General features: G+C 71.0%; 12 protein-coding genes. 8 read left to right on the top strand and 4 right to left on the bottom strand.

Going from position 1 to position 11,616, the window contains the following annotated elements; translation table 11 throughout:
* The coding region (locus ABT085_RS36620) for an aggregation-promoting factor C-terminal-like domain-containing protein (RefSeq protein ID WP_351618228.1) at positions 1 to 231 on the top strand (231 nt) is incomplete at its 5' end.
* 188 nt (positions 232 to 419) lie between these two features.
* Positions 420 to 674, top strand: a complete 255-nt coding sequence (locus tag ABT085_RS36625; RefSeq protein ID WP_351618231.1) for a hypothetical protein — start codon at positions 420 to 422, stop codon at positions 672 to 674.
* A gap of 37 nt (positions 675 to 711) precedes the next feature.
* Here the strand turns inward: ABT085_RS36625 and ABT085_RS36630 are convergent, their stop codons facing one another.
* Positions 712 to 1,803, bottom strand: a complete 1,092-nt coding sequence (locus ABT085_RS36630) for a glutamate--cysteine ligase 2 (protein WP_351618234.1) — start codon at positions 1,801 to 1,803, stop codon at positions 712 to 714.
* Positions 1,804 to 2,185: 382 nt separating this feature from the next.
* On the opposite strand from ABT085_RS36630, the gene ABT085_RS36635 reads away from it, so the two are divergent.
* The 4 genes from ABT085_RS36635 to ABT085_RS36650 all read left to right on the top strand — a co-directional run bounded on the left by ABT085_RS36635 (position 2,186) and on the right by ABT085_RS36650 (position 5,481).
* Positions 2,186 to 3,097 (top strand): Rieske (2Fe-2S) protein, encoded by a 912-nt coding sequence (locus ABT085_RS36635; protein WP_502982890.1) that lies wholly within the window; start codon positions 2,186 to 2,188, stop codon positions 3,095 to 3,097.
* 17 nt (positions 3,098 to 3,114) lie between these two features.
* Positions 3,115 to 3,636, top strand: a complete 522-nt coding sequence (locus ABT085_RS36640) for a hypothetical protein (RefSeq protein WP_351618236.1) — start codon at positions 3,115 to 3,117, stop codon at positions 3,634 to 3,636.
* Between the two features lie 210 nt (positions 3,637 to 3,846).
* Positions 3,847 to 4,320, top strand: coding sequence for an SRPBCC family protein (locus tag ABT085_RS36645; protein WP_351618238.1), 474 nt, complete (start codon positions 3,847 to 3,849; stop codon positions 4,318 to 4,320).
* 129 nt (positions 4,321 to 4,449) lie between these two features.
* Entirely contained in the window at positions 4,450 to 5,481 is a 1,032-nt protein-coding gene (locus ABT085_RS36650) for a YwqG family protein (protein WP_351618241.1), read from the top strand.
* A gap of 47 nt (positions 5,482 to 5,528) precedes the next feature.
* Here the strand turns inward: ABT085_RS36650 and ABT085_RS36655 are convergent, their stop codons facing one another.
* Positions 5,529 to 6,329, bottom strand: a complete 801-nt coding sequence (locus ABT085_RS36655; protein ID WP_351618244.1) for an inositol monophosphatase family protein — start codon at positions 6,327 to 6,329, stop codon at positions 5,529 to 5,531.
* Positions 6,330 to 6,439: 110 nt separating this feature from the next.
* On the opposite strand from ABT085_RS36655, the gene ABT085_RS36660 reads away from it, so the two are divergent.
* Positions 6,440 to 7,567 (top strand): MerR family transcriptional regulator, encoded by a 1,128-nt coding sequence (locus ABT085_RS36660; RefSeq protein ID WP_351618246.1) that lies wholly within the window; start codon positions 6,440 to 6,442, stop codon positions 7,565 to 7,567.
* A gap of 271 nt (positions 7,568 to 7,838) precedes the next feature.
* On the opposite strand, the gene ABT085_RS36665 is transcribed toward ABT085_RS36660, so the two are convergent.
* On the bottom strand, positions 7,839 to 9,203 hold the full coding sequence (locus ABT085_RS36665) for a pyridoxal phosphate-dependent decarboxylase family protein (RefSeq protein WP_351618249.1): 1,365 nt from the start codon (positions 9,201 to 9,203) through the stop codon (positions 7,839 to 7,841).
* A 207-nt stretch (positions 9,204 to 9,410) separates the two neighbouring features.
* Between ABT085_RS36665 and ABT085_RS36670 the strand changes: the two genes are divergently transcribed.
* Positions 9,411 to 9,899: a MarR family winged helix-turn-helix transcriptional regulator gene (locus tag ABT085_RS36670; protein ID WP_351618251.1), complete on the top strand. Its 489-nt coding sequence runs from the start codon at positions 9,411 to 9,413 to the stop codon at positions 9,897 to 9,899.
* Between the two features lie 63 nt (positions 9,900 to 9,962).
* Here the strand turns inward: ABT085_RS36670 and ABT085_RS36675 are convergent.
* A partial coding sequence (locus ABT085_RS36675; RefSeq protein WP_351618254.1) for a subtype B tannase occupies positions 9,963 to 11,616 on the bottom strand: 1,654 nt, incomplete at its 5' end.

Genomic DNA, 11,616 nt, shown 5'->3' on the forward strand with positions numbered 1-11,616 from the left:
TTCAACCAGATCGTCACCCACGAGAGCGGCTGGAACCACACCGCCACCAACTCCTCCTCCGGCGCCTACGGCCTCGTCCAGGCCCTGCCCGGCTCCAAGATGGCCACCGCCGGCGCCGACTGGAAGACCAACCCCGCCACCCAGATCAAGTGGGGCCTCGACTACATGAACTCCCGCTACGGCAGCCCCACCCAGGCCTGGGACTTCTGGCAGACCCACCACTGGTACTGAGCCGGACAGCACCGGGCGAACCCACCGCCCACAGCCACAAACACACGACAGAGCCGCTGCTTCACCCGAAGCAGCGGCTCCGTCGTATCCCGCCCGCTCGTTCGTGAACCGATCGGCGGGGCTCGTCCGATGAGGGAGTGAGCGCCGTTTCCGAGACGGCGCCCGAGTCCGAGCAAGGGGAATGACGGATGCTGCAGATTACGGACCTGTCCGCCCTCGTAATGATCGTCCTCGCGGCCGCGATCTCGCTGTGGCCGCTGATCGACTGCGTCCGCACCCCCGCGGACCGGGTCCGCTTTGTGCCGAAGGTACTGTGGGTGCTCTTCCTGCTCAACGGCTCGCTCTTCGCCGCCCTCGTCTGGTTCTACTTCGGCAAGAAGCCGATGGCGGACGTGGCGATGGGCCCGGTCCAGCCGACCGAGTCCCTTGCTCCGGCGCGGTAGCGGAGGGTCTCCGACGGGCGACAGTCTGCGCCGCAGGTCAGTCGCCCTGGGTATGCCCGACGCACTCGACGACGAGATCCCGCAGGCTGCCCGTGCGCTGCATGCACAGCCGCTGCTCCTGCGCGCCGTTCCCGCGGCGCAGCAGCTCGGCGAGGGCCGCCTCGACCTCGGCGGCGTCGCCGCTCGCCTCCAGCGCGTCCCCGATGTGTTCCACCAGCGAACGCACCACGTCCACGGCGGGCCGGGGCCTCATGGTCACCGGGTCGAGCAGGTCCCGGTCCAGGCCCGACTTGGCGGCCTGCCAGGCAGCCAGCCGCAGCATACTGACGCCGTGGTCGGGCGGTGGCCCGCCCGCCCGCCAGTCGCGGGACGCCGTCTCCACCAGTCCCCGGGCCAGCGCGGCGACCAGCACGGCGGTCTCCGCACGCAGACACACGTCCGCCACCCGGATCTCCACCGTCGGGTAGACCGCGGACAGGCGTGCGTCGAAGTAGACCATCCCCCGGTCGAGGATGACGCCGCTGGCCACCATGTCCGCCACCCTCTGGTGGTACCGCTCGGCCGACCCGAACAGCTCCGTCGGCCCCGCCGACGGCCAGCGCTCCCACACCCGGGTGCGATAGGCGGCGTAGCCGGTGTCCCGGCCCTGCCAGAAGGGCGAGTTGGCGCTGAGCGCGCCCAGCACCGCCAGCCAGGGCCGCAGCCGGTCGAGCACGGCCACGGCCTCCTCGTCGGACTCCACCGAGACATGCACATGGCAGCCGCATACCAGCTGCTCCTGGACGGCGATCGCGTACTGCTCGGCCATCCACTGGTACCGCTCGTTGACGCTGAGCGACGGGCTGACCGGCAGCGGGGACGTGGCGAGCGCGGCGACCGCGCACCCGATCCCGCCCGCGTACCGCGCCGCCTCCTTGCGGCAGCGAACGATCTCGGCGCCGAGGTCCGCCATCTGCGACTGCGGGTGCGTGGCGAACTCCAGCATCTGCCCGTACAGCTCCTTCTCGAAGACGTCCTGTCCGGGATCGTCCTGGCCGGCACGGGCGAGCACGGCGGCCGACAGCGCCCTCGGCTCACCGCTCTCCGGATCCACGAGAAGGAGTTCCTCCTCCACTCCCACAGTGCGCACCTGCTGCCGCCCTCCTGCCCGTGCCGCCCGCACAGGGCCGCACGGGTCCGTGGCACCCCGAGTCCGTGACACCCGACTACCCTGGGCGGAGACGCCGACACCTACGGGAGTCACGGCACGCGTCGCGACAGCGAAGGCCGCCGACCAGGCTCGGCGCCGCCTGACGTCACAGTGCGGCTTCTCGTAGCACACACACCGTGCCGCCCGGGGCGCGCAGGCTCCGCCGCCGCGCCCCGCCCGCTCGTTTTGCCCCCGGCGATTCGGGGACGCGGAAGCCATCCGGCGCAGTCGCCGCTACGCTGCGCGGCGCCTTCGCATGAAGAGGACCCTTCCTGATCCGCCCGTGGCCGGGCAGGAAAGACGGGCAAGAAAGACGGTTCCCATGAGACTGACGCACCAACTGACGCATCAGGCAAGTGAGACGGCGATCGCGCAGCGCAGCCCGCTGCCGAAGGCCATGGACGCGTTGGAACGCCAAGCGACCCTGGACAAGCCCGCGGCAGCCGTCCGCCGAGCGGTGCGCGCGCTGCCGCTGGGCGGCGGCCGCGACGTGCTGCGCGGTCTGTGGCTCGGGCACCCCCTGCACCCGGTTCTGGTCCAACTGCCCATCGGGGCATGGAGTTCGGCCGCTCTCCTCGACCTGTTCCCCGGTGAGCGGCGTGCCGCCGATGGGCTCGTGGCCGTCGGCCTGGCCTCTGCGGGGCCGGCCGCGCTGGCCGGCTGGGTGGACTGGGCGGAACAGCGCCCCCGGCAGGCCCGGGTCGGCCTGGTCCACGCCGCGGCGAACATCACGGCCGTGGCCCTGTACGGCGGTTCGCTGCTGGCGCGGGTCGACGGCCGGCGATCGCTGGGCCGGGTCCTCGGTTTCGCGGGACTGTCGGTCGCCACGGTCGGTGGTGTGCTCGGCGGCCATCTCGCGTACCGGCAGGCCGCGGGCGTCAACCACGCCGAGGCGGTTCCGGTGCTGGTCGAACCGGCCTGGCACCGGATCGGGACGCTGGACGACTTCCCGGTGGGCAGGCTGGTACGGCGTACGGCCGACGAGGTGCCGCTGGTCGTGGTGCGTACCCAGGACGGCCGGCTGAGCGCGCTGGCCGACCGGTGCAGTCACATGGACGGGCCGCTGCACGACGGCAAGGTCGTCGAGGGCTGTCTCGAATGCCCCTGGCACGGAAGCAGGTTCCGCCTGTCGGACGGAGTGAACGTCCAGGGCCCGGCGACCGCGCCCCAACCCCCGTTCACCTGCCGGGTCGGCCCCGACGGGTCCGTCGACGTGCGTCTCGCGCAGGTCTGAACGCCCTGGAGAGCGTCATGCACCGCAAGTTGCTGGGGATCTATCTCAACGACCATCTGGCCGGCGCCACTGCCGGAGAGCATCTGTCCCGTCACATCGCCGAGCACCTGCGCCGCTCGCCGTACGGAGGTGAACTGCGCCGCGTGGCGCACGAGATCGCGCAGGACCGGCAGACGCTGCTGGAGCTCATGGACGACCTCGACATCCCGGAACGGCGCCACAAGGTGTACGCCGGACGTCTCGCCGAGAAGGCACGCCTGGTCAAACTCAACGGGCGGCTGCGGGGACGGTCCGCGCTGAGCAGCGTCACCGAGCTGGAGACCCTTCGCCTGGGGATCGAGGGGAAGATGCTGCTGTGGCAGACGCTTCTCCAGTTCGCCCCGGCGAAGGCGCTGGACGAGACCAGGCTGAAGGCACTGCTGGAACGGGCCCGGCATCAGGCCGCCGCGGTCGAGTCGGCTCGCCGAAACGCGGCCGTCGCCACGTTCGCCCCGGCCCGCAGGCGCGGCCCCGCACGGCTGCTGTCGGCCCGCGCGTGACCCCGGCCGGGCGGACTCGTGCCCAGGCCGGACCTCACTTCGCAATGGTGGCGGACACCAGGGTTCGCACCGCTCTGCCGGGTACTCGGTGCAGTGCACACACAAAGCGGCCGGCACACCTGGTGCGGCCGGCCATCGCAGCGAGTCGACGAGCCGATGAGTCGGTATGTAGGCATGACGGCAAGTGGGCAAGTCGGCGAGGAGATTTTCATGAGCACTGTCAAGGAAGCGGTCGACGTGGAGGTGCCCGTACGCACGGCGTACGACCACTGGACCCAGTTCGAGGAGTTCCCGCGGTTCATGGAGGGTGTCGAGGAGGTCAGGCAGCTCGACGACCGGCACAACCACTGGACCACCAGCATCGGCGGGATACGGCGGGAGTTCGACACGGAGATCATCGACCAGCTGCCGGACAACCGGATCACCTGGCGCTCCGTCGGCGGCGACACCCGGCAGCGCGGATCGGTCCGGTTCGAGCGGCTGGACAACCTGCACACCCGGGTGGAACTCACGTTGGAGGTGGAGCCCACCGGCGCGGCCGAGAAGGGGGCCGACGCGCTGGGCCTGATCGACCGCCGGGTCAAGGGAGACCTGCACCGCTTCAAGGAATTCGTCGAAGGCGGCGGCGACATCGCCGGCTGGCGCGGCCGCATCCGTCCCGGAGACTCCGGCACCCCCATGTGAACAGACCGGCGCAGGCCCGGGTGGCCGGGAGACACCGAAGGCTGCGCAAGCGGGACGTCCTGAGCGGAGCGAGGCGCTGCATCGGCCTGAGCGGAGCGAGGTGCTGGATCAGGCCCTAAGGTCACCTGCATGTCGAGGACCACACCGCCGCGCCCGCTGGACGTCGAGGCGCTCTTCCCGGAGCTGTCCGCCTACCGAGGCACCACCACCCGGCTCCATCCACGCCCGGGACGGCCGGAAGCCACCACGAGTTCCGTCGGCGGTCCGCTGCTGTGGCCGTCGCACGAGCCCTGGCCGGTATGCACCGAGCCGCACAGCCACGCACGCGGCCGGCGGCCAGCCGACATCCACCGGGAACGGCAGATCCGCGCCTCCGCGTGGCGCCGTGAAGCGAACCCCGGTCCCACGGACGAGGAGCGCCGGCTGCTCGACGAACTCGACCGGGAGCAACGCGTCGAAGGGGCTGGCGCGACGGATCCGCTGCCGCTGGTCGGTCTTGCGCAGCTGTACCGGAGGGAGATCCCCGACCTGCCGGCCGGGCCGGACGACTGCGATCTGCTCCAGGTGTTCTGGTGTCCCTTCGACGCGCACGGCCCGAGCCGTCACGGCATGCTGCTCGACCTGCGCTGGCGCCGGTCCTGGGAGGTCACCGAGATACTGACCGCACCGCCGCAGCCGCAGGTCGTCGGCTACGACGGGTACGTACCGGAGCCGTGCGTGCTGCATCCGGAGCAGGTGGTCACCTACCCGTTCGCCGGTCTCCTCCCCGAGGACCTGTGCGCCCGGCTCGACGCCTGGGACGAGGCCATGGAGGAGGCGGCCGAGGATACGGCCGACGAGGAGGACACCCCGGCGGTCGGATACCAGTACGACCTGTCGATCCCCCCGGGGTGGCGCGCCGGTGGCTTCGCCTCCTGGCACACCACCGACCCGGCCCCGATGGACTGTCGCACCTGTGCGCAGCCGATGCAGTTGCTGCTGACCATCGACAGTTCGGAGTGGGACGGCGGCAGCGGCAGCTGGACACCGCTGGAGGAGGAGGGCCTGCCGCCGCACCCGCATGCGAGGCCGACCGAGGTCACCGTGGGCCGCTGGGGCGAGCTCAACGTCTTCGCGTGCCCGGAGGATCCCGCCCATCCGCACCGCTGGAGCATCCAGTAGGGCGGGTGGTCCGCCGGCGGTCGCTCCGGGGCCGGGCGGGAACGGTCTCAGGTGCAGCTGTTGCGGATCATCGACATCAGCAGCCGGTGGGTCTCGTGGTCGCTCGCGACGACGAGGCCTCGGCCGGCCGGCCCGACCGGGGCGCCGTCGACCCCGGTGACCACGCAGCCGGCCGCCCGGCACAGGGCTATGCCGGCGGCGAAGTGCACGCTCCCGGACAGGTCACGGCCGTCGGTGACGTAGGCGGCGCGCTTGCCGGCGGCGACCCAGGCCAACGCCAGTGTCGTGGACACGACCCGGGGGCGGAAGCGTTCCACGAAGCCGGGATCCGCCAGCAGGTCGACGGCCCGGAAGCCGGGCGCGCCGGGGAACGGCGGGTCCAGGTTGACGTCCACGAGCCGGGTGGCGGCCGTGGGCGCGAGCGGGGCGTCGGCGCCGTCGTGCCGTACCCAGGCGCGCTCGCCGTCGGTGCAGAAGACCTCGCCGCTGAACGGGTCGGCCACCGCCGCCGCACCGCCGCGCAGGGCCACGTTCACGGCCACCAGCATGTTGCCGACGGCGTAGTTCAGCGTGCCGCACAGAGGATCCACGAGCCATTGGCGCGCGGCCTGTGCGGCACCCTGCTGCCCGCCCTCCTCGCCGAGCACGGCGTCATCGGGCCGGGCCGCCCGGATGACGGTGAGGATCGCCTTCTCTGCCTCCACGTCCGCGGCGGTGGCGAAGTCTCCGCCCCCTTTGTCGATACGGGTCAGGCGTCGGCCGTACAGAGTGTGCACCACGTCCGCCCCGGCCCGGGCCGCGGCCAGCGCCACCGCGGAATCGTCAAGGCCTGCATAGGAGTTGATCACCCGATGGAGGGTATCGCGGGTGCCGGCACGCGCCAGGACCGCCGGCGCGGTGGCGGGGTCGCACGCGCTGCCGGGGCCGGCTGCTTGACCCTCACGCGGCGTCATGCCGCATGGTCGGTGGCGTGGAAGAGCACCTGACCGTGGGGCGTGTGGCGGAGCTGGCCGGCGTGAGCGTGCGCACGCTGCATCACTACGACGCCGTCGGCCTCGTACGACCGTCCGCGCGGACCGCGGCCGGATACCGGGCCTACTCGGCGGACGACGTGGAGCGGCTGCGGGAGGTGCTCGCCTATCGGCGACTGGGCTTCGGACTGCGGGAGATCGCGAAGCTGGTCGACGACCCGGACACCGACGCGGTCGCACATCTGCGCCGACTGCGCGGCCTGCTCATGGAGCAGCGTGACCGCGCCGCCGCGACGGTGGCGGCCATCGACAGGGAACTGGAGGCACGGGCCATGGGGATCAGGACGACACCGGAGGAACAACTGAAGGTGTTCGGTGCGCAGTTGTACGACGCCATCGGTTCCGCCTACCCGGCGACGCGGCGCACCGAGCCGCGTATCGCCGCGAGGGTCTGGGAGGCGCTCGGGGACGCGCGAACGGTACTGAACGTTGGGGCCGGCACCGGCTCCTACGAGCCGCCGGACCGCGACGTGACCGCGGTGGAACCGTCGGCGGTCATGCGGGCGCAGCGTCCGGCGGGTGCGGCGCCGTGTGTGGCCGCCAGCGCGGAGAGCCTCCCGTTCGAGGACGGGTCGTTCGACGCGGCGATGGCCTTCAGCACCGTTCATCACTGGCGGGACCCGATCGCAGGGCTGCGTGAGATGCGGCGCGTGGCCCGCCGGGTGGTGGTGGTCACGTACGACGCCGGGGACACCGAACGGCGTGAGCGGTTCTGGCTCACCCGTGACTATCTGCCCGAGTTCGCCGGTCTTCTCACCGACTGGCCTTCGCTGGCGGACCTTACCCGCGCGATCGGGGGCCGGGCGGAGCCGGTGCTGATTCCGTGGGACTGCGCCGACGGCTTCTTCGAGGCCTTCTGGCGGCGGCCCGAGGCGTACCTGGACGAACAGGTGCGACGCGCGGTGTCGGTGTGGACCAGGGTCGGGCCGCAGGCCGAGCGGCGGGCGGTGAACAGCCTCCGCGAGGACCTGGCCTCGGGCCGGTGGGCGGAGCGCAACCGCGACCTCGTCGCCCTGGATGCGGCGGAACTCGGCCTCCGGCTGCTCGTGGCCTGAACCTCATACGCCTGGGCGCCGCGAGAGAGCCGCCGGCCGCTTCCCGCCGAACCACCGCGCAACGACGGCACTCGGCCGTAGGACGGGGGCTCTCCCTGGTGCGCGGTGGTGGAACGGGCTGTCGCCGGCCTGGTCCGGTCGGCAATGCATCAGATCCGGAGCACCGAGAGCGACGACGTGCCGGCCGTCATCGCTCATCTCGACCGGGCCATGGAACAGGCCTCAGCCACGCAGAAGACAGGGTGAGGCCCGGCAGGAGCGGCCGGCGTGGTCAGCGGGCGCGCACGAGTTGTTCGACACGTGCGTGCAGATGGTCGACGTGGTGCTCGGACTCCGGCTTCATCAGGACGCTGCGCAGGATCCGGGCGCCGTCGGCATCCGCGGCAATCCCGGGATGACGGGCGGTGAACGCCTTGCTATCGGCCTTGAGCGTGCTCAGGAACACGGGCTCCGAGCCGGTCATGCCCTCGGCCAGGACCCGCCCGGAGGCCGCGTCGATGCCGGTGAGGGAGGCGGGGGTGACCCGGGGAAAGTAGCCGACGATGTCCAGTTCGGGCGGCTGATAGAGCTCCAGCAGGTCGGATGCCGTGATCAGGTCGGCCCATTTCAGCGCCGCGCGGCGGCCCGCCGCCAGGACCCGGCCGAGGCCCTCGGGCGTGGGCGGCAGGAGCTTGAAGGTGAGCCAGAGGGCGGCCGCGGCGGCGCCGGCCCGGGAACACTCCAGGCTGATCTCCCCCAGATGCAGTTCGGCGGAGGTGAAGTACGTGTAGGGCGAGTCGTGGAGGTAGAAGCGGCCCACTTCGGGGTCACGGAACAGTACGGCACCGCAGCCGTAGGGCTGGAGACCGTGCTTGTGCGGGTCGACCACGATCGAGTCGCACTCGGCAATGGCCCGCCAGGGTCCGGCGCACAAGCCTTCCGGGCCGTCGGCACCGGCGAGCAGCGTGAAGAATCCCCCGTAGGCGGCGTCGATGTGGATCCGCACGCCGTGCCGCCGGGCGAGGGGCAGCACCTCGTCGACGGGGTCCACGGCGCCGAGGCCGGTGGTGCCCGCGGTGAGTACGACCGTGCCCACCTCCCCGGTACGCAGCACCCGTTCCAGATCCTCCAGGTCCATCCGGCCCCGGGCGTCCGTGCGCACGGAATGGCTCGCCACGCCCAGTACGTGGCACATGCGGCTGTGGGTGTAGTGGGCGTCGGCGCTGTGGGCGATCCCCCGCCCCGGACGGAGCTCGCGGGCGACGAAGAGGGCCTCGAGGTTGGCGATCGTGCCGCTGGTGGTGAGGTGCCCGAGGTGGGTGTCGTAGCCGAACATCGCGGCCAGGCGGGCGACCACCTCGCGTTCCATCGCGGCGGTGGCGGGGCCTCCGTCCAGCGCGTGGTTGTTGGGGTTGATGAGCATCGCGGTGAGGTAGCCCACCACAGCGGCGGGATGCGGGGGCTTGAGCATCTGGCCCGCGTAGTGCGGGTGGAAGAAGGGATAGTTGTCCCTCAGCCTCCCGGTGAACTCCGCGAAGGCGGACGCGAAACGGCCGTCGTCCACCTCCAGTGCGGCGTGGGGTTCGAAGGTGCCGAAGGTGTCCGCCCAGTCCTGTACCGCCTCGGTGGCGCGGCCGAGCCAGCGCTGTAGATCCACCACTGATCTCCCTCTCTCGCGGGTGTCCGCCCATCGTAGGTTTTAATTGACTACTCAGCAATCGACTGCTCAGTGATTGACTGGTCAGCGGTTGATTGATCACGATTTGACTGATCAGGGGTTGCTCGGTCTGCGATTGACCGATCACTGATCGAGGAAACGGTGATTGCGCGATCAGTAGATGAGGCAGCAGTAAACTGCCCGACGATGAACGCCACCCCCCAGCCCGGCGACGAAGCCGCCGCCCAAGCTGCCAACAGCCGAGTGGTCCGGGATTTCGGCCTGCTGATCAAGTCCGCCACCCGCTTGGAGCAGCGGATCGACAGCGAGCTGCGGCGGACGTGCGGGATCAGTCACACCATGCTCGAGGTCCTGATACGACTGTGCCGCCGGCCCGGCGAGGAGGTCTCCCAGCGGGACCTCGCCGACGACCTCACGCTGACCAGCAGCGGCACCACCCGGCTGATCGACCGCATGGAGGAAGCGGGACTCGTCGACCGCATCCCCTCGCCCGCGGACCGCAGGGTCACGCTGGTGGAGACGACCCCTCACGGACGTACGGTCTTCCTGCATGCCGCGGCCGTGCACGCCGAGGTGGTCGAGAAGCACTTCGTCGAGCCGCTGACAGCCGACGACTACCAGCGCCTGACGGCCGCCCTGGGCCGGATCGACACGGCCCTGCGCGACGCCATCTGACATGCCCCGTGCCGTGAGGGCCCGCCGGACGGCGGGCCCTCACGGGTTCGGTCTCGGGGCTGCTTATCCCTGGCGGCCCGGTGCGAGCGGGTCGCCGGCCTTGCGGACGACCTTGGCGATCCAGGCCATGGCCTCGGGCACGTCGTAGTTGCCGGCGTGCGGCTGGTTCCAGGCGAGCTGGTAGTCGACGTCCTTGACCTGCCGGTCCGCCTCGAGTGCCCGGTCGAGGTTGACCGAGACGATGAACGAGGTGTCGCGGTCACGGGTGCCGTTGCGGACGTACCAGTTCGGCGCGGTGTCGGCGGCGGTGCCGATGAAGTCCATCGGGTCGATCAGGTGGATCTGGTCGTCGACGGTGGTGCTCGGCTTGCGGGTGTACTGGTCCCAGGTCAGGCCGGTGTCGTCGATCCCGCTGCCGTCGCCCGCGACGTCGTTGTGGTCCCAGCTGTACTCGGTGTAGTTCATGTACTTCTGGGTCGGGGGCCCGAAGAGGTTGGTCTCGGTGCCGCTGGTGGTGTTCCCGTTGACGCCCACGGCGTCGAAGGCGGGCGTCGTCTTGAGCGTGGCCTGGGTGGCGACGAAGGCGAGGTACCTCGTCATGTCGACCGAGAGCACCTTGTCGGTGGTGTTGTCGACGTCGATCCAGTCGTTGACGTAGGTCTTGGTGGTGGGCGGGCCGCCGAAGCCACCGGACGTGATGACGAAGTCCTCGCCGAGCTGCGGGACGGTGTGCGCGGGGTCGGCCTTCAGATAGGTCTCCGCGGAGCGGACGACCTCCTTCCTGACGGTGTCGAGCATGCTCGCCGCGGTGAGCGCGGAACCGTCGGGGTTGCGCAGCCCGAGGCTCTTCTCGTACGCGGGGAACCGGGCGGCGATCGCGGCGGCGTCCTCGGGCGAGGGGTTCTCGCCGGTGGTGTCACGGGTGCCGAGGATGTTGTACAGCCACTCGTAAGCCGTGTCCGCGTTGCCGAGGTCGGTGATCGGGCAGTACGCGTTGACCGCGAAGACATCGTCGCGCAGGGTGCTGTGGCCCTTCGCGTCGATGCCCGCAGCACCGATCCGGGCGAGGTAGGGGTCGTACTCACTGCTGTTGCCGGAAGCGCCCAGGATCGACACCAGCGCGCCGCCACCGCTGGTTCCGTTGATGACGATCCGCTCGGCGCTGCCGGGCATCGCGGCGTCGTTGAGGCGCAGATAGCGGACGGCGGCCTTGGCGTCGACCGCGGCGGCGGGAGCCTTGCCGGGGGCCGTGCCGTCGGCACCGACCAGTCCGCGGCTGCGGTTGGCGACGTCGACGAAGACGTAGCCGGCCTTCAGCGCGGCGCCGACGTTGCTGGTGGAACTGTTGTAGGACGCGCCGCCGGTCACGCTCGCCCTGATGTAACTGGCCATCCAGCCCGCGTTGTTCACCGCGAAGTAGATCGGTGCGCGCTGGTCGTCGAAGGCGCTCTCGGGGACGAACACGTTCATGCTCTGGTAGCCGCAGGCGGTGTTCTCGATCGTGGTGCTGCCGCCGCCGGGGCCACCGGACTGCTGTGCCGCCGCCGCGACCGGCTTTGCGACGTAACAAATCTCCTTGTACCAGCGCACGTTCATCGGCTGGCCGTCGACGGTCACCGTGATCGTGGTGTAGGCGGCGGAGTCGAAGGCCAGCGCGGCGTCCTCGGGGTCCGCGCCCCGGCCGCGGATCTGCTTCCCGGCCTCCGTCGCGGAAGCC

This window comes from Streptomyces sp. NPDC002265, from assembly GCF_040296125.1.
Classification (GTDB): domain Bacteria; phylum Actinomycetota; class Actinomycetes; order Streptomycetales; family Streptomycetaceae; genus Streptomyces.